General features: G+C 53.4%; 20 protein-coding genes. 2 read left to right on the top strand and 18 right to left on the bottom strand.

Annotated features, from left to right (window positions below; all coding sequences use genetic code 11):
• Positions 1 to 2: 2 nt before the first annotated feature.
• The 11 genes from rimO to pckA all read right to left on the bottom strand — a co-directional run bounded on the left by rimO (position 3) and on the right by pckA (position 11,239).
• Positions 3 to 1,343: a 30S ribosomal protein S12 methylthiotransferase RimO gene (gene rimO, locus N909_RS0109795; protein WP_029914504.1), complete on the bottom strand. Its 1,341-nt coding sequence runs from the start codon at positions 1,341 to 1,343 to the stop codon at positions 3 to 5.
• A 59-nt stretch (positions 1,344 to 1,402) separates the two neighbouring features.
• Complete coding sequence (locus N909_RS0109790) at positions 1,403 to 1,888, bottom strand: YajQ family cyclic di-GMP-binding protein (RefSeq protein ID WP_029914502.1); 486 nt, start codon at positions 1,886 to 1,888, stop codon at positions 1,403 to 1,405.
• A 144-nt stretch (positions 1,889 to 2,032) separates the two neighbouring features.
• Entirely contained in the window at positions 2,033 to 2,785 is a 753-nt protein-coding gene (locus tag N909_RS0109785) for a LolA family protein (protein ID WP_029914499.1), read from the bottom strand.
• Positions 2,786 to 3,030: 245 nt separating this feature from the next.
• Positions 3,031 to 3,609 carry a chemotaxis protein CheC gene (locus N909_RS0109780; RefSeq protein WP_029914497.1) on the bottom strand — a complete coding sequence of 193 codons (579 nt, stop codon included), beginning with the start codon at positions 3,607 to 3,609 and terminating at the stop codon, positions 3,031 to 3,033.
• Positions 3,610 to 5,451, bottom strand: a complete 1,842-nt coding sequence (locus N909_RS0109775) for a chemotaxis protein CheA (RefSeq protein ID WP_029914495.1) — start codon at positions 5,449 to 5,451, stop codon at positions 3,610 to 3,612.
• 6 nt (positions 5,452 to 5,457) lie between these two features.
• Positions 5,458 to 5,823 (bottom strand): response regulator, encoded by a 366-nt coding sequence (locus N909_RS0109770; protein WP_029914493.1) that lies wholly within the window; start codon positions 5,821 to 5,823, stop codon positions 5,458 to 5,460.
• A 1-nt stretch (position 5,824) separates the two neighbouring features.
• Positions 5,825 to 6,259, bottom strand: a complete 435-nt coding sequence (locus N909_RS0109765; RefSeq protein WP_029914491.1) for a chemotaxis protein CheW — start codon at positions 6,257 to 6,259, stop codon at positions 5,825 to 5,827.
• Complete coding sequence (locus tag N909_RS0109760; protein WP_036683056.1) at positions 6,256 to 7,539, bottom strand: methyl-accepting chemotaxis protein; 1,284 nt, start codon at positions 7,537 to 7,539, stop codon at positions 6,256 to 6,258. Before N909_RS0109760 ends, N909_RS0109765 begins: the two co-directional genes overlap by 4 nt.
• Positions 7,540 to 7,632: 93 nt before the next feature.
• Entirely contained in the window at positions 7,633 to 8,541 is a 909-nt protein-coding gene (locus N909_RS0109755) for a CheR family methyltransferase (protein ID WP_051689658.1), read from the bottom strand.
• Positions 8,525 to 9,505 (bottom strand): thiamine-phosphate kinase, encoded by a 981-nt coding sequence (thiL, locus tag N909_RS0109750; protein WP_245613592.1) that lies wholly within the window; start codon positions 9,503 to 9,505, stop codon positions 8,525 to 8,527. Before thiL ends, N909_RS0109755 begins: the two co-directional genes overlap by 17 nt.
• A 150-nt stretch (positions 9,506 to 9,655) precedes the next feature.
• Positions 9,656 to 11,239: a phosphoenolpyruvate carboxykinase (ATP) gene (gene pckA / locus N909_RS0109745; protein WP_029914485.1), complete on the bottom strand. Its 1,584-nt coding sequence runs from the start codon at positions 11,237 to 11,239 to the stop codon at positions 9,656 to 9,658.
• A 283-nt stretch (positions 11,240 to 11,522) separates the two neighbouring features.
• Here pckA and N909_RS0109740 point away from each other — a divergent pair, with 283 nt between their 5' ends.
• Positions 11,523 to 12,413 (top strand): complex I NDUFA9 subunit family protein, encoded by an 891-nt coding sequence (locus N909_RS0109740; RefSeq protein WP_029914483.1) that lies wholly within the window; start codon positions 11,523 to 11,525, stop codon positions 12,411 to 12,413.
• A gap of 87 nt (positions 12,414 to 12,500) precedes the next feature.
• Here N909_RS0109740 and N909_RS0109735 read toward each other — a convergent pair whose 3' ends face one another.
• Positions 12,501 to 13,214: a GntR family transcriptional regulator gene (locus N909_RS0109735; RefSeq protein WP_029914482.1), complete on the bottom strand. Its 714-nt coding sequence runs from the start codon at positions 13,212 to 13,214 to the stop codon at positions 12,501 to 12,503.
• A 258-nt stretch (positions 13,215 to 13,472) separates the two neighbouring features.
• On the opposite strand from N909_RS0109735, the gene N909_RS0109730 reads away from it, so the two are divergent.
• Positions 13,473 to 14,252: a sugar phosphate isomerase/epimerase family protein gene (locus N909_RS0109730; protein WP_029914481.1), complete on the top strand. Its 780-nt coding sequence runs from the start codon at positions 13,473 to 13,475 to the stop codon at positions 14,250 to 14,252.
• A gap of 19 nt (positions 14,253 to 14,271) precedes the next feature.
• On the opposite strand, the gene N909_RS0109725 is transcribed toward N909_RS0109730, so the two are convergent.
• The 6 genes from N909_RS0109725 to N909_RS0109700 form a co-directional block, all read right to left on the bottom strand.
• A complete protein-coding gene (locus tag N909_RS0109725; protein WP_155005912.1) occupies positions 14,272 to 14,679 on the bottom strand; it encodes a hypothetical protein in 408 nt (135 codons plus the stop codon).
• A gap of 183 nt (positions 14,680 to 14,862) precedes the next feature.
• Positions 14,863 to 15,540 (bottom strand): cytochrome b/b6 domain-containing protein, encoded by a 678-nt coding sequence (locus N909_RS0109720; RefSeq protein ID WP_051689656.1) that lies wholly within the window; start codon positions 15,538 to 15,540, stop codon positions 14,863 to 14,865.
• Positions 15,541 to 15,542: 2 nt separating this feature from the next.
• Positions 15,543 to 16,601: a cytochrome c3 family protein gene (locus N909_RS0109715; protein WP_051689655.1), complete on the bottom strand. Its 1,059-nt coding sequence runs from the start codon at positions 16,599 to 16,601 to the stop codon at positions 15,543 to 15,545.
• Positions 16,602 to 16,663: 62 nt separating this feature from the next.
• Positions 16,664 to 16,912: a hypothetical protein gene (locus tag N909_RS0109710; protein WP_029914475.1), complete on the bottom strand. Its 249-nt coding sequence runs from the start codon at positions 16,910 to 16,912 to the stop codon at positions 16,664 to 16,666.
• 65 nt (positions 16,913 to 16,977) lie between these two features.
• Positions 16,978 to 17,367 carry a response regulator gene (locus N909_RS0109705; protein ID WP_029914472.1) on the bottom strand — a complete coding sequence of 130 codons (390 nt, stop codon included), beginning with the start codon at positions 17,365 to 17,367 and terminating at the stop codon, positions 16,978 to 16,980.
• An 18-nt stretch (positions 17,368 to 17,385) separates the two neighbouring features.
• Positions 17,386 to 17,622 carry a hypothetical protein gene (locus N909_RS0109700; RefSeq protein WP_029914469.1) on the bottom strand — a complete coding sequence of 79 codons (237 nt, stop codon included), beginning with the start codon at positions 17,620 to 17,622 and terminating at the stop codon, positions 17,386 to 17,388.
• Positions 17,623 to 17,845 lie beyond the last annotated feature (223 nt).

The raw sequence follows: 17,845 nt of genomic DNA, 5'->3' as shown, positions 1-17,845 counted from the left end.
GGTCACTCTTCGATCATCTCGCCGATCAGGTCGTACTCGGAAGAATCGGTAATCTTCAGGCTGACGTATTCACCGACATCCGCATGCCCCGCGGTAATCAGGTACTGGCCGTCGATATCCGGTGCCTGTCTGGCGCTACGCCCTTTCAGCAGCAGATCGGTTTCGTCGCTGTAGCCTTCGATCAACACCTGCTCAACCCGTCCGACCAGGGCCCGGTTTTTGGCAAAAGACACCCGCGCCTGGGCCTTCATCAGCTTGTTGAGGCGGCTCTTCTTGGTTGAAGCCGGAACCTGGTTTGGATAACTCGCGGCCGGGGTCCCCTCTTCGCGACTGTAACGGAACACCCCGACCCGCTCGAAATGACCTTCTTCAACAAAAGCCAGCAGCTTGTCGAACTGTTCCCGGCTTTCCCCCGGGAAACCGACGATGAAGGAGGTCCGCAAAGTAAGATCGGGAATCCGGGTCCGCATCCGTTCCAATAAGCCGCGAACCTCCTGTTCGCCAAGTCGACGGTTCATCTGCTTGAGGATCACATCATCGATATGCTGTAACGGCAAATCCAGGTAGTTACAGATTTTTTCCTGGGTTGCGATCAGTTCGATCAGTTCGTCCGAAACGCCGTCCGGATAAGCGTAGAGCAAACGGACCCAGACGATCTCCTCGACCTTGACCAGTTCCTTGAGCAGCCCTTCGATGGTCGCCCCGTCCTGCCGGTCCCGCCCATAAGCGGTGATATCCTGAGCGATCAGGTTAATCTCGGTCACCCCCTGGGCGGCCAGAGCGCGCACCTCCGCCACCACCGAAGCGATACTGCGTGAGCGCAGGTCGCCGCGTAATTGCGGGATGATGCAGTAAGAGCAGCGATTGGAGCAGCCTTCGGCAATCTTGACGTAGCTGGTGTAAGCCGGCGAAGAGTTGACCCGCGGCGTGGTGTGATCATAGAGATAGTCCGGTGCGCCGATTTCCAGGGTCGACGAATCGCTGCCCAGCTGCCGATCGATCAGTTCAACGATCCGAGCGCCTTCGGAAATACCAAGAAACAGGTCAACCTCGGGCAACTGCTGCTGGAGATCCTCCTGATAGCGTTGCGGCAGGCAACCGGACACGATCAGCATCCGGCAGGCGCCGTTTTCCTTGTAGTCGGCGACCTCCAGAATGGTATCGATGGACTCTTCCTTGGCGTCATTGATAAAGGAACAGGTGTTGACGATGATAATATCCGCCTGACTTTCATCAACAATAATTTCAAAGCGCTGGGGCGGCAGATGGCCCAGCATCACCTCGGCATCGACCAGGTTTTTCGGGCAGCCGAGGCTGACCAGACTGACTTTTAACTTTTCCACGTCTTTGTACCGTTGCTTTCTGTATGTGTGGCGATCCGGAATCTCCGGATGGCAATAGTTCAGGAACGCATGTTTTCAAATTGCAATTCGATGCCAAGATCCTTCCCTTTCAGGGTCTGAATCACTTCCTGCAGATCGTCGATCTTCTTGCCGGTGACCCGGACCTGATCTTCCATGATCTGTGCCTGCACCTTCAGCTTGGTCTCTTTGATCAACTTGACGATCTCTTTTCCTTTTTCCTTGCTGATCCCCTGGACGATGGCAGCCCGTACCCGCACCGCGCCGCCCGAAGCGGGCTCTTCCTTGCCGTAATCGAAACATTTGGGAGAAACGTTGCGGCGGACCAGCTTGCCGATCAGAATATCCTTGATCGCCTGCAGCTTATATTCGTCGGCGGCAAGGATTTTCAGACCGTCTTTTTCCAGTTCCACCTCGTTGGTGGTTCCTTTGAAATCAAAGCGCTGGGCGATCTCCTTCACGGCCTGGTTGACCGCATTGTCAACTTCCTGAAAATCGACCTTGGAGACAATGTCAAAACTCGGCATGGATCAACTCCTTTTTCCTTTATCGAGCCTATTCTTGAACGATTCCTCCGCGGCAAAACCCCGAGGAATCGAAGGGTTATAGCATAAAATGGTCGCCAGGCAAATGTTTCATCACCCCGCCAGCGGACCATCGCTGCCGCTGGGTCAGAAAGTCTGCTGCTCGGTCGGCTTGACCACCTCAACTCCCGGCGGAATGGTGAACTTAAAATCGCTGGCCGGCAAGCCCGGGTTAACCTTGACATTAACAAACTCGATGGTGGTTCGGTTCCCCTGCTGATCGGTCACATCGGTCTGCAATAAGGGAAAAATCGGGTTTTCACTGGTCTGTTGGCCCTTCTCGACGGCATCTTTGGCGACCACCACCTCCATGACCTTGACCAGGTTGGAAGCCACCCGCGGGGTCAGTCGCAGCCGATAGTTGCCTCGCTCATCAAGTCGCGGCTCCCCCCAGGTCACGCTAAATTCCCGGCCCAGGTCGCCCAGGCTGCTGAGGAAGGTGACCGGATTGGGCCCGCCATCCTTATTCACTTCACTCATATCGCTTTGGATCACCTGACTGTTATCGGGCAGGTAAAACCACAGGGTCTGGCCGTCGGAGATAATCTCCTGAATTTCCGGCTGGCTGTATTCCCAGCGAAACATCACCGTCGGTGTTAGTTGCTGTTGAAACAGGAACTTGAACCGGACCCGTCCTTCACCATGCTGGACCCGGCTGATCGATGCGATATGGGATTGCTGGAAGAACTCGCCCTGAAAATCGCTGATCCGCTGGCTGACCGGAGTCTGTCGGGAAAAAGGGGTCTCCAGGCTGTTGATCACGGCAGCCAGGTCGGCTGGTTCGGCCCAGCAGGTCAGGGGAAGCAACAACAATAAAGCCAGCAGCAGGTTACGTATCATATCCGGTCCTTTATCTCGGCCCCGTTCCCCGGTTCGCGGGAACCCGGTGCCGGGTATTTAAAAAACGTAAAGGCAAAAGGGAGATTTTAGCAGATTTCAACGGTGCCGGGTATCCCTGTTGACAGACAACACTCAATTGTCGATAACACCGGCTTAACGGGAGGAGGGGAAAACAGCCAGGTCGCGCGGGGCAGAAATGACGTCGATCGCTGATTGGATTTCCCGCAACGAGCCATCGGGATCGGCTAGGTCAGGATTAAGGCCTGGGGCAGGTCGAGCAACAAAAAGACTCTGAACCGGGCTTGCTGATCAGCGCTGCAAAATCCGCCCTTGATCACAACGGCTTCGGAAAGGGGAGCGGGAAAGAAAAAATGGAAGAGGTCCTGTGACGCCCCTTGATTAAAGCGCGGCGGATGAAGCCGGCTGGTTACACCAAAGCGATTTTCCAGCTCAGTCAGAAAAGAGGAGACCAGAATATTTCCCACCTCCTGCAAGGCGGAACGGGCCAGAGCCGTTAATTCATCGCTTTGCCCGGGGCCGATCAGTCTGGCAGTGATCCAGTGACAGGACGGGTGGGAAATCAACAGCACCAGTTGCCCGGCCAGATCACCGCTGAGCTCGATGCCGACTCCGGCCTCTTTGCTGCAGGGCACCTCGAACCCGGCCTCCCGTCCGCTCACGACAGTGCAGGCAAGTTCCGGGTTCAGTTGCAGCGGTGCGTCCAAAAACCGCGACATCGTTTCCCCGGTGGCCAGAAAAGCTTCCTCCAACCTGGCGCAAAGACCGCTCAATTGAGACGCGGACATGGTTCGCTTCCCGTTCATTCAGGTTCGACGCCTTTCCAGCAGCGATTGCAGATCCAGCAGGAAGACGATCTGGCCATCCCCGAGAATCGTTGCCCCGCTACAGCCGCGGATCTGATCAAAGGGAGCCGGCAGCCGCTGCACAAAGACTTCGCGTTGCCCGGCCAGGCGATCGACCACCAGCCCGACCCGCCGGCCGAACAGCTCGGTAACGACCACCGCTATCGGATCGGTCTGCGCTGCCTTCGGATATTGCAGGATTTTCCTCAGGGACAGCAGCGGCAGTAGTTTGCCTTGGTGCTCAATGACCAGTTGTTTGCCGCTGCTCTGTACCTCCTGCCGACTGATTTCAAGGGTCTGGACAATGCGATTGATCGGCAAGGCCATCGGCACCTCATGGCAGGACACGATCAACACGCGGATAATGGCCAAAGACAGGGGCAGTTTCAGGGTGATGCGGGTGCCATTGCCGGGTTCTGAATCGATCTCCAACAAACCACCAACCTTTTCCACGGCGGTTTTAACGACATCCATCCCGACTCCCCGGCCGGAGGTTGCCGAGATATTGTCCACAGTGGAAAATCCGGGCAGGCAAACCAGCTGCAACACGTCGTAGGGTTTCAAAGTTCTGGCCAGAGCCGCTTTCACCAGACCGCGGGCAACGGCCCGCTCGCGAATAATTTCGGGATCCATCCCGGCCCCGTCGTCAGCCACTTGCAACAGCACCTGGTCCCGCTCCCGCCAGGCTTTGATGTGAATGGTCCCCTGCTCGCGAATGCCGTGGTCAATGGCATTACGGACCATATGGCCAAGGGCATCGGTCAACCCTTCGACAATGGCCCGATCCAATTCGATCTCAGCCCCCTCCAGCACCAGCCTGACCTGTTTTTGCTTGACCCGGGCAAGCTCATGGACGGTTCGTGATAAGCGGCTGAACAGATTCTCCAGGGAAACCATTCGCACCTGCAAAACCTGCCGATGCAGATTTTTCACCAGCCGGGTCAACTGCCCGACCCCGTCATCCACGTTATGCCAGTGCCGCTCCTTGACCGCATTCTGTAAATGATAGCGAGTGGTGATCAGTTCTCCGGTGAGGTTGATGAAGTGATCGAGCAGCTCGGTACTGACCCGAACCGTTTTGGTCTGAATCGGCTTTTGCCGGGGCTGGAGCGGTTCTGTTTTCTGCTTGGCCGGAAAAGAGATCTCCTGCAGCTCACTGAATCTTTCCAGCTGCTGGTGAACCTCATCTTTGGACAGCTCCGTGTCCAGCTGCACCAGCAACTGCTCCGGCGCAGCATCCTCGGTAAGCAGCGCTTCCTGGCTCGGAGTCGATTCCAGCACGGTCCCCAGGTCGGCGCATTTTTTCAGCAGGACCAGCAACCGCGCGCCTGGCGCCGCCACCATATCTTTCAAGACCAGCCGGACCAGCAAAGGGTCCCGGCTCTCTGCAGCCTTCATAACCGGGACAGAACCTATTTCATTATCGGAGCCCGTCTCGGCAGACTGCCCGCCCTGGGTGAGAAAGCCATCGACACTGCGCTCAGCCTTACCCTGGCGGATATCCTCAAGCAACCCCTCAAGATGCCCGACTCCGTCCAGAACCCAGTCAATATCCTGCTGGGTCATTTGTCCCCGTTCCCGACAGAGATCCAGGCGGTCTTCCAGATGATGGGCCAAGCGTGCGGACACGGTAAACTCCATCGTCCCGGCCATCCCTTTGATGGAATGGGCGTTACGAAACAACGAGTCGATGGCTTGCCGATCCGTGGGGTCGGTCGCAAGCTGCATCAGGACCGCTGCCATGTCCTGCAGATGCTCTCCGGCTTCAGCCAGAAACATCGCCCTGAATTTGACCATATCCATGCAGAATTACCCGGCAACAACCCGGTTAACGACTTCGAGAACCTGGTTGTCTTTAAAAGGCTTGACGATAAAATCTTTGGCGCCGGCCGTTATGGCTTCCATGATCAGCTGTTTCTGGCCCAAAGCACTGCATACCACCACCTTGGCTTCGGGATCATGATGAAGGATATTTTTCATGGCTTCGATACCACCGCTGCCGGGCATCACAATATCCATGGTCACCAGGTCCGGGCGAAGGGCTTTATATTCAAGGACCGCCTGTTCCCCGGTTTCTGCCGTGGCAACCACCTGCCAGCCGGAACCTTCGAAGATCTCCTGCAGCATATTGCGCATGAACAGCGCATCATCGACAATCAATACCTTTTTGAGCAATTTATCGGCCTCCCTGTGGATCGCAGACCCGCTCCAGAGCTCCCTGCAGCTGTTCGAGATCAAACAGGCTGATGGTTTCTCCCTGCCAGTTGATGATGTCCTTGATATACGGTCGTTCGCTGGCTTGCCCCATCCGGATGGCATGGGTCATTTCAACATTGAGGATCGGTCTGACCTGGTCGGTCGCCAACGCCATGGGACCGTAGCCATTGGTCAATACGATCAGCCGCTGGCCGTGATTTCCTTCCGGGAAATCCAACAGCCGCGGCAGGTTGACCACCGGTACGATGCGCCCGTGAAAACCGATGGCACCGAGAATCTCGGCCGGAGCCCCGGGAAAAGCATGAACCGTGCGATTTTCGACGACCTCTTGAATATCCGGTAATTCAAGCGCATAAGTCTCGAAGCCGATTTTAAACGGCAACAGCTGAATCATGCCTGGTCCTTGTCCTGACTGATCCCAAGATTAAACCGGCTGACCGAGGTCAACAATTCATCGGCCAGGCGAGACAACCGTTGCGAAGCAAAGGTCATCTCCTCCATAGAAGCGGTCTGTTGTTCGGTGGCTGCGGAGACCTCTTCGGTGGATGCGGCATTGTCTTCCGCAACCCTGGCGATTTCCTCGATGGCATTGACAATGGCCTGGGCACCAAGACTCTGTTTCTCGGTCAGATCGCGAATACTGACCGATTTGACCTGGGCCGCTTCCGCTTTGTCGATGATGGTCTTGAATGCGCTACCGGTGATATCCACCGCCTGCCTACCGGCATCAATGGCTTTGACACTTTCTGCCATTGACTGTTGGACCTTCAGGCTCTGCTCCCGGGTCCCTTCGATCAGGCGGGTGATTTCTCCGGCGGAAAGGCTGGTGCTATCAGCCAACTTGCTGACCTCCTCGGCCACCACGGCAAAGCCGTGCCCATATTCGCCGGCTCGGGCCGCTTCAATGGTCGCATTAAGAGCCAGCAGATTGGTTTTCTGGGCAATACTGGTGATCACATCGATGATGGTGCCAATTTTCTGCACCTGTTCATTGAACGACATGATCAGAATGCCATTCTCTTCGATCTGACTGAGCACCTGCTTGAGGTTTTCCAAGGCCTTCACCGTCATCCCCTCCCCTTGCCGCGCCGAGAGCGTGGTTTCCTCCGCAGAAAGGGACAGATTGCCGGCCGAAGCCGCCACCAGGTCAATCTGTTCGGCCATTTCGCGAATGACCTTGGAAGCCCGCTCGACCATCTCGGCCTGGGTTTCCGCCCCCTGACTGATCTGCTCAATGGAGCCGGCAACTTCATGGGCGGTCGCAGTCATCTCCTCGGTGGTGGTGGCCAGGGCCAAGGATGATTCGTTGACATTGACCGAACTGGTGCGGATCTGTCCGACCAGATTGCGCAGACTGTCCACCACCAGATTCAACGAATTGGCCAGGTCTTCGGTTTCATCGGAAAACAGCCCTTTACGCAAACGAACCTTGCGGCTGAGGTCACCGTCGCTGACCCGGGCGGTCCCTTCGGTCAGAATCTTGATGTTGGCGGTGAACGCTTTGGAAAACAACCAGCCGAAAATAAGTCCGACCAGCAACGCCCCGACAATCGTGATCCATTGATAGGTCCATTCCGGAATATCCAGTCGTGGCACCAGCAAATTCAGCAAGACGACCGAAGCCACCACAAAAATAAATCCGACAACAAACTTATAGCTGATTTCAACACGCATTTTCATTTCTCCTTGTGACGAGAGGTCCCGGTCGACACTGGTCTCATCCTTACCTCAAAAGGGCTTTAAAACCTCATTGAACTCAATCATCATTCATCCTGCCCGCCGGTAAATTCTCTCCGCCGGATCAAGACAATGAAACAGATTGCGGCAGTCCGGAGCCAGGGTTTCGGCCCGTCCCAGCATCAGAACACCACCGGGCTGCAGAGCACCGGCCAGGGTTTCCAGAATGAACCGTTGCTGATCCCGGGAAAAATAGATCAACAGATTTCGGCACAATATCAGATCAGCCCGGTAAAACGGCTGGTCGACAAGAATATCATGCCGAAAAAACTGCACACTGTTGCGCAGTTCCTCATTCAGCCGGTACTCATCGTTGCCCTGCCGCTCGAAACAGCATGCCAGCAGCTCAGGATTGACCCCGGTCAGGCGCTTTTCCGGGAAGAACCCCTGCCGCGCTTTTTTCAAGGCGGCCGCGCTGATATCTGTGCCGATAATCGCGACCTGATCCTCAGCACGTATCAACTTGCGACACAACAAAGCCAGGGAATACGGCTCCTCGCCATTGGCACAGCCAACGCTCCATAGCCTCAATTTGGTCCGTGTCTTACGCGCAACGCCCAACAATTCCGGGATGACGACCTTTTCCAGGACCGCAAACGAGCTCGGATTACGAAAGAACTGGGAGACGTGGATACTTAGCGCCAGCAACAGTTGCTGCCGCTCGGCAGCATCGTCCTGCAACAGGGCAATATATGCCTCAGGGTCTCTAAACCCGGCCGCCCTGATCCGTGATGCCAGCCGGCGCTTGATGGAAATCTCCTTGTAGGCATCAAGGTAGAAATGCTGCTGTTCCTGCAAAATTCCGGCTATTTTCCGATAAGCTTCATGGCTGACATCTTCGCCCAGCAGAGGCTTGGAATCAAGAACGATGCGGATGGATTTTTCTTCCGCTGCGGTGGTTACCCCTGCGCACCGATCCGGGTCAGCCAAAATGGTCATATCCTTTGCGTCGACACTCATAAAAGCTGCCATCAACAGCCCGCAGGGACAGCCCAGGTTCCTGCCGGATAACCCCGATGCGGGTCACAAAGGGTGAAAACCCCGGTCGGGTGTCCAGATCATTCAATGGCGAGGTAAACACCAGTTCGTAATCTTCACCACCGGCCAGGGCCAGCTCGATCAACTCGGTATCCTGCAGTAACGCTTGACTGAAGGGTCCGGAGAGCGGCAGCCGGGCCAGTTCGATCTCCGCGCCAACTCCGGAGGCCTCCAGAATATGGCCGAGATCGGCAATTAAACCATCCGAAATATCGAGCATCGCCGTGGCCCAGCCGCTGCGGGCCAGGTTGACTCCCAGGTCCACCCGTGGGCTGGGGGTATGAAACCGCCCGGCCAGATAGGGATCCGGTTGCTCGCCCCGTAGCAGCGCTTGCAGGGCCAGGGCACTGTCGCCCAAACAGCCGGAGACATAAACGGCATCCCCGTAACTGGCCCCGTGGCGATAGACGGCTTCACCAGCTGCAATGGTTCCCTGAACCGTCACTGCAATGACCAGCGGCCCCGTGGACCTGCAGCTATCACCTCCAGCCAGAACCGCTCCGTAGAATTCGGCTTCAGCAATAAAACCCGAGACGAATTCCTGAATTTCCGCATCGGGGATCTGATCGGGTCGACCCAGACTCAGAAACAGGGACTGTGGGATCCCGCCCATGGCAGCAATGTCGCTGATATTGACCGCAGCCGCTTTCCGGCCCAGGTCATGCATGGAGCTCCATGCTCGCTTAAAGTGAACATCTTCAATCAATAAATCTGTACTGGTCAACAGTTCCTGACCGTCCTGTTGAGGTTGAACCGAACAATCATCGCCGATTCCCTGGGTAAGATGATCTCCTTTTTTGGCCTGTTGTTGAATCCAGCGGATCAGGGCAAACTCGCCCATTTTGTTATGACCTTGAGACATCATTCTTCTTTCCATGATTAAATGTTAATATTCAATTATTATTTTTCTTTTACCTCTTGTCAAGAAAAGCCACCCTTCAACATAAAAAAAGCGGCCGGACTCTGGAGTCGACCGCTTTTTCAGCATCTTTCTTAAAGCTTTTCCGCTTCTTGCTTACCCAAGCTGCGGTCCGGCCTTGGTAAAATCGAAATCATCGTTGCTGACGATGTACTTGCGGAAATTCTCCACAAACATTGCGGCCAGCTCTCCAGCGCTACGGTCAAAAGCAGCGGAATCTTTCCAGGAGTTGCGGGGATTCAGCAGTTTGGCATCCACCCCCGGTAACGCTTTGGGGATGCTCAGGCCAAAAAACTCAGTCTGTTCGAATTCCGCCTGATTGATGCTGCCATCAAGAATCGCATTGATACAACCCCGGGTGGCCTTGATACTCATGCGTTTCCCGGTGCCGTAACCGCCCCCGGTCCAACCGGTATTAACCAGGAAGGCATTGACTTGATATTTTTCCATCTTTTCACCCAGCAGTTTGGCGTACTCGGTGGGATGAAGGGGCAAAAAGGCTTCACCGAAGCAAGCGGAAAAAGTCGCCTGCGGCTCAGTGATGCCGCGTTCGGTACCGGCGACTTTGGCCGTATAACCGGACAGAAAGTAGTACATGGCCTGCTCCCGAGTCAGTTTGGACACCGGCGGCAAAACGCCGAAAGCATCGCAAGTCAGGAAAATGATGTTGCGCGGATGCCCGCCCTTCAAAGCAGGTTCATGGTTGAGGATATGCTCAATGGGGTAAGAGACCCGGGTATTCTCGGTTTTGCTGCTGTCACTGAAGTCAATGACTCCGGCTTCGTCATAGGAGACATTTTCGAGCAAGGCGTTGCGCTTGATGGCATTGAAAATTTCCGGCTCGTTTTCAGGGGACAGGTCGATACACTTGGCATAGCAGCCGCCTTCGAAATTAAAAATCCCGTCTTCATCCCAACCATGCTCATCGTCACCGATCAGCTTGCGTCTGGCGTCAGTGGACAGGGTTGTTTTCCCGGTCCCGGAAAGGCCGAAAAACAGGCAGACATCACCAGCGGCGCCGACATTGGCACTACAATGCATGGAGAGGATATTCTCCAGCGGCAGCCAGTAATTCATCATGGTGAAAATCCCTTTTTTCATCTCTCCGCCATACCAGGTCCCACCGATAATCGCGACGTTCTTTTCAATGTTGAAAATCACGAAAACCTCGGAGTTCAGCCCCATCTCCCGCCAGCGGTCGTTGGTCAGGCCGGCGGCATTGTAAACGGTGAATTGGGGAGTAAATTCGGCCTGTTCACTGCTCCCTGGCCGGATAAACATATTTTTTACAAAATGGGACTGCCAGGCTATTTCAGTGACAAAGCGGACATTTTTACGTGTCTGCGGATTGGCCCCGCAAAATCCGTCGGTGACATAAACATCCTTGCCGGAAAGATAATCAATGACCTCGGAATAAAGCTGGTCGAAAATGCTGCTGGAAACCGGTTGGTTGATTTTCCCCCAGGCCAGTCTCTCAGCAGACGGAGCCTGTTTGACAAAATATTTGTCTTTGGGTGAACGACCGGTAAATTTGCCGGTATCGACCATCATGGTTCCGTTCGCAGAAAGCGCACCCTCTTTATTTCGGCTTTCATGCTCGAAAAGTTCGTCGTAACTCAGATTGTGATAAACCTTACCAACTGTTTTCAGACCTAACTTTTCGGCACTTAAATCATTCATCTTGATCTCTCCATCCTGTGTTTATATAAAATTATTTTTAATTCGCCGGCGGCGGCGACCTGCAAAGCGGAAGCTTTTCTGTTAAAATTTCTCCGTAAATGGAGATTTGCAGTTTTATAGCTTAATCTCTGAACCAAAAACAACCCTAGAAGAATGAAATATCGAGACAAATTTTTTTGGTGATTTAAAAAAAGATATGATGACTCCCTTTTGTATAGCTTGGCAAATCAAGCTATATTGACGCCGTCGGAAATTTATTCTATCTCCGCAAAGGCTTATTTTTATGAAAGTTTTTATTACCGGCGGAAGCGGGTTTGTCGGACGTGAAATCATCAGACAATTGAGCGAAAGAAAGCATCAGGTCAGAGCCCTGGTCCGCAACCCGGACAATATTAAAGAGTACAACCAAATTGAAAAAGTTCAAGGCGACACAACCTTGCCGGAAACCCTGAGCGGTATTTTGGAGGGGTGCGATGCAATCATACACCTGGTCGGTATCATCCGGGAATTTCCGGCCCGGGGAATCACTTTTCAGCGCGTCCACACCGAATCGACTGCGAATATTGCCAAAGCTGCCGCGGCCCAGGGAGTCCGGCGCATTCTGCACATGAGCGCCAACGGCACCCGTGCCGAGGCATCAACAGGCTATCATCAAAGCAAATGGGCTGCGGAAGAGATAATCCGCAATACAGACCTTGACTGGACAATTTTCCGGCCTTCGTTGATTTTCGGCCCCGGTGATGAGTTTATCAACCTGCTGGCACGGATGATCAAAAAACTGCCGCTGGTTCCGGTCCTGGGTGACGGCCGCTACCGGATGCAGCCGGTCAGTGTTAAAAACGTTGCACAGGGGTTTGTCAAAGCACTGGAGGTCCCTGCGACCATCGGCAAAGTTTATCACTGCTGCGGGCCGGAGACCTACAACTACAACGAGCTGTTGGATATTATCGCCCACACCCTGGGGAAAAAAACCACTGTCTGTAAACTCCACCAGCCGCTGTTTCTGGTCAAACCCGCTGTCGCGGTGTTGCAAAGCCTACCGTTTTTTCCGCTGACCGCTGATCAATTGCAGATGCTGCTGGAAGGAAATACCTGTGACAACGACAGCTGGGCCAAGGAGCTGCAACTCACACTGTTACCTCTTGCGGATGAGCTTAAAACCTACCTGCACTGATCCCCGGCGGTCAGGGTGCCTACCGGTATAAAAATACCCGTGGCTGAGCAACCCAGGGTTCACATCAGAATAAAAGGTGTCAACAAGTCAAAATAAATTAATTTTTTCGTCAAGGAGGGTCGATCTGGCCTCACCGCCCTGGGTATGGACCAAACTTTCCAAAAGCACTTTCCCGCCAATGGCAGCCGTCTTTTTAACGAGTTCTTCCGCAGTCTTGCCATCATGACGCCGGAAGGCATCCAGCAGCTTCTCATGCTCATCTACGGAAATCTCCATCCGCCCAGCCACGGAAAGTGACGCCATCCGCAAGCGGTTGAATTTCATTCCCAATTGTTGGATAAGTTCAAAAAGTTTACTATTGTCGGCGGCCTTGATAAAAGTATCGTGAAACTCGTTATGGATCCGGAAGAAGGCTTTGACATCCCCCTCTGCAGCCAGATTGCGAAGCTTTTCGTTGATGGCTTCCAGCTTTTCGAGTTCTTTATCAGTCAGGTTGACCGCTGCCAATTCCGCAGCATAGCCTTCCAATATACTTTTGATCGCGTAAAATTCCTGCACATCTCGCTCGGAAAGAGCGGCGACAACCGCTCCCTTGCGGGGAATAACCGTCAGGTAGCCTTCCGATTCCAGTTGCCGGAACGCTTCCCGGATCGGGGTCCGGCTGATTCCGAACCGTTCTGCCAGCTCCGGTTCCGCAACCTTCTCACCGGGTTTAAGACTCCCTTTGAGAATCGCTTCGCGAATTGTTTCGAGAATTTTCTCACGTAACGTCTGGTGCCGTTCAATCTGTTTCGTTTTCAAAAGCTGTCTCCCGTACACAATTTAGTGAATTGTATACAGTATACATATGATGTCAATCTTTTTTTGCTTGTCTCCAGCTACAGTTTTACTTCTGCAGCGCAGTAGATTTTTCCTCCTCTGCTGACTATTATAAAGAACGGCTCCCGGATCGCCCTTGCGGCTCTTTTGCCGTGCCCGGAGCCACTGCAGAATACCGCTTAGAGCTGGTCACCGGAACCTGCATTTCAATAACAATCGACCTGGAAAGAATCCGTAGCAATGCCCAAAAATCTCTATGTTCATATTCCCGCCCAACGCTTGGCAGCAAGCCTGCCGTTTTTGACGGAGTATGCTCTGCATGCGGAAGTCGCCTGCCACGAAGTCACTTTGGAAAAACTGGATTTTGAGTTACTGGCGGATTGTGCCGCAGAATTGCGGGAATCTGGCCTGGGAACGACTCTCCATGCCCCCTTTACCGGCATTGATCCCGGGAGCGACCAAAGAAAAACCCTCCGAGCCTCGCTAGCAAATGCCGAACTTACTTTCCTGCTGGCCAATAAGCTGAAGGCACAAAAAATTATTTTTCACCCGGAAATCCCCTGCTCCAGCGACCCGAGAATTCTGTCGAAATGGTTGGCTCATTCCCTGTCGTTCTGGCAAAACCTCATTCCGACGGCTGAAGAGATTGGCGCAATCATCTGCCTGGAAAACATATACGATCAGCAACCGCAACAGTTGTTACAGCTACTTAGCACCCTCGATACCCCCTGGGTCGGTCATGTCTTTGATATTGGCCACTGGAATATTTTTGCCCACACCGGGCTAGCGGAATGGTTGGAGCTGCTTGGTCCGTTCCTCAAACATATGCATCTGCACGACAATTGGGGTCTTAATGATGATCACCTTCCCCTTGGTCAGGGTAACGCTCCCCTGGGCACGCTCTTTTCATGGTTACAGAGCGTGCCGAACCCGCCATCACTGACTCTTGAAAACAGACACCTTTCGGACGCCAAAGACTCCCTGGCCTTTTATCGCGCCCATTTTGCCAAAGACGACTGAGAAGCCGGCCTACCACCGGCTAAGGCTGCCCACCCACATCATCGATATGAGCAGCCTGCCAACAGTAAAACCAAATCTGGGCTTGCTCAAGAAGATAAAGAAACAGCCCGACCACAACTACGGCCGTGAAATGTGTGGCAATACTGCCGGAAAAGCAGTAAAACCCGAAAAAAGCACTGCGGTAGCCCAGATGTTTCCAGCCTGGGTCTGGGCGGTTGCCACTGGCCAGCCCGGTTAAAATCAGCACAGTCGCAGAAAAACAATAAACGGCCAGGGCAATATCCACCAAAGCTGGCGAAGGCGGATACCCGAGAATGTGGCGGAATGATTCCGGGGCGAGGAGGAAAAGGTTGATCTCCCGGCCGCAGAAAGCTCCGATGCTGAGCAGCAGAAACAAGATGGCCTCAAGCAATTTCCGACCCGACATCAGCTGATATTCCCGGTTTCGTGTCCCGAATCCGGGACCGGTTCTAAGTATCATGCTGTTTCTATCACATCTGGCCATGAGGTCCTCCGTTGGTTTCTTCAGTTGCAGCTTGGAAATTGCTCTGCAGGTATTGTTCCGGTCATCAGCCCCGGCGGGCTGCTGTTGACAGATCCTCTCTTATCCTCAACCGGTATGACTCGGTAGCGGCTGCTTACTGTCTTCTTCCCGCTCGTCGTCCTCTTCGTCCCAGCCGGTCCACATCGCCTTGATATGTTCCATGGGAGTATGTCCCAGGGTTGCCAGGTAAATATGGGTCGGCAGAAAAGCTATCAGCATGCAGGCGAGCAGGAAATGCAGCCCAACCAGAATTTTCAGCCCTCCCAGCATGACGATCAATCCCCGCAATGGCTCGACATTGGTCAGCAGGATCCCGGACAGGCTGACCAAGGGAACCAGGACAAACATGATTGCCAGGTAGGCGGATTTCTGCAACGGATTGAACTTGTTTTCCGGGGTCGGGTGATGTGGATTCTCCCAGCCCAGAAAGTAAGTAAGAAAGTAAAATTTCGCCTGTTTGACCAGACCGGTTTTCAGATCCTCCACTTTGGGGACATAGAGGTTTGCCATGGTCCTGGCGATGAACAGGTAGTAGAAAAACCAAAGCGAGAAGGAAACGGCAACCACATACCCCGCCGCGTTATGCAAGTAGATTGCAGATTTGTAACTTCCCAACCAGGAGATGTATTCGGGGAAACGGATCTGCGCTCCTGAGACCATTAAAGTCACGATGCCCAGTGCATTGAGCCAATGCCAGATTCTGACCGGGGTCGGTTGCAGGTAAACTCTTTTTTTCTTTTTCATGACTATTCCCCTTTATGTTGCCGGTTTTTTCTGGTTAAAAACCGTAGCGTTCCATGCCCGATCGGCATGACCAGTCCGGCGCAAATAATCAGCAGTCCCATAATATTGAGAGAAGCATTGCGGGTGCTGCCGCTCATATAAAAGTCCGGAGTGCCATACAGGGCTTCCAGGACTGGGCCCTTCTCCACCGCAATCTGTTCGTAATTGCCGCCGGGCAGTGGCAGTGCGACAAAACTCGTCTGCAGACTCTTCGGCCCGGACGCATGACAGAATGTGCAGTCATAGCGGCTTTCGAGGGTACTCAGGTCGTGGGACAGCATGCTTGGCACCAGGGTCCCTTCCAGCCTGAGGTCCTGGTATTTCGGATTCCGGTTAAAAGTCCTCAGCTCTGCTAAAGAGATCAGATTGTCATTATTGATATCGATCAAAGAGCGAATGCTCTTTCCACCAGCCACAGTCGAAAGGTCAGCATAGCTGGGAAACACATAGTCCCCGAAGACCCGTTGTTGTTGTTTCTGGGTGATATTCAGGACAATTTTGTACCCTTTTGACGAGGTATGACAGGTAATGCAGGGCAATGCACTGATATGCAGATCAGCCTGGGGCAACCACTCCTGATGGGCCTGCACCACACTCTCCGCGCTATGGCAGGTGCCGCACTGCTGATTCATCTGCGGCGCTGAAACCGCTGCCAGCCCCTGCGCCTCATGGGGATTGTGACAATCCTTGCAGGCAGCATATTCAGCGTGTTTTGTGGCCAGGTATTGCGCTCCGACCTCTTCGTGACAATCGAGACATGCCGCTTTGGTGACTGCCACGCCATCATCCGGGTGCGCATCGGTGACCGATTCGTGACAAGTCAGGCAACCCATCTGGGCATGGGCTGTATGATCGTATTTCTCCAAATTGATCAGCAAGTCTGCACCGACCATTTCCACATCACCGTGGCACCCCAGACAGTCATCCACCTCCATGGCGGGCACTGGTGCGGGAATGAAAAACAGGAGCAACAGCAGGGGCCATGTTTTTATTTTTATCCTGCTCAATGGTTTCATGATCATTCCTCTTTCCTTGGCTCTTCCAAGCGGCCGATACGTAAATTTCCCTGCCCTTCCGGCGAACCTTACCTGTTTTTGACCGGGAGCGGTTTTTGCTGCTCCTGACGCTTGCCGAAGATTCCCTTGATCAGCCCATAGACCAGGGTGAACACCGGCAGTAGTTGCAGCACAATGATTAACCCACAGGTCGCCAGGAACAGATAGACCAGGGTCATACTGTCATCCTGACGTGCGGCAGTTTCCGCAGCGATAGCCGGCATTGCGGCAACCAGAACAAGAATCGTGGTGAGGCATTGTTGATATTTTCTTTTCATTGCGGTACCCCTTTCATGCAATCGATCACTGCTCGGCCAGCAGGCCGAATGGTTATTTTTCCCTGCTAAACAGGCTGAAAACCCTCCACCGCGCATTCGACGACGGAACGCAGCTCTTCATTATCTTCAGAATCATGTGGCTTCAAAGCGTGGTAAAAGATGCCATCTTTACGAATGCGACGGAGCGTTTCTAGCGAGCTGTCATCCGAAATCAGAATGATCTTCAGGTTTTTATTGCACTTCCGCATCAGGGCGATGACATCCACGGAGGCAATTTTTTCTTCAAATGCATCCCCAAGGATAACGATCGGCTCCTGCTTCTGAACAATCTTGGCAATCGCATAGGCTGCGGAGCCGGTTGTTTCCACGTCATAATTCGAATTCTCAAAGAATTCGGCCAATTTCGTTCTCGCCTTTTCATCACGATCCGCTATCAACACTTTTCGCGCTCTCATATGTGACTCCGTTCTTTTCTAGCGCCCGCTATGGTCGATCACCTTGGTTCTGGTCTGCGGCGCAATACCTTTCAGCATGCCGATAAACATCAAAACCGCGGGGATACATTGAAGACCGATGATCAAGCCGAAAAAGACCACAAAGAATTTCATGATCGGCGAGAATCCGAGCCCCAGATCACAGAACATGAACAAACCCGCAACAATGATTGCGACACCGACAGCGGCCAACCTGTAGAATTTTTTTCGTTTCATAAGTTTCTCCTGTTAAGGAACTGTTGCCGACGCCTTTACTAAACAGCAACCTGCATACCAAAACAGAACCTTCTTCTGTTTATTTTTTTACTTCAGTATTTCTGGTAGGTTATAAGGGATGGACAAATAAACGCTGGTGTTTTCCTACGAGCAAGGTCCTAAAATTCCTATCGCGCAGGAATTTTCCTGTTGCGCAGGAATCGATCAGGACTTTTTCTCATCT

Source organism: Pelobacter seleniigenes DSM 18267, from assembly GCF_000711225.1.
GTDB classification, from domain to species: Bacteria; Desulfobacterota; Desulfuromonadia; order Desulfuromonadales; family Geopsychrobacteraceae; genus Seleniibacterium; species Seleniibacterium seleniigenes.
The sequence above is the reverse complement of the archived record's forward strand: the minus strand, read 5'-3'. Positions and strand labels throughout refer to the sequence as shown.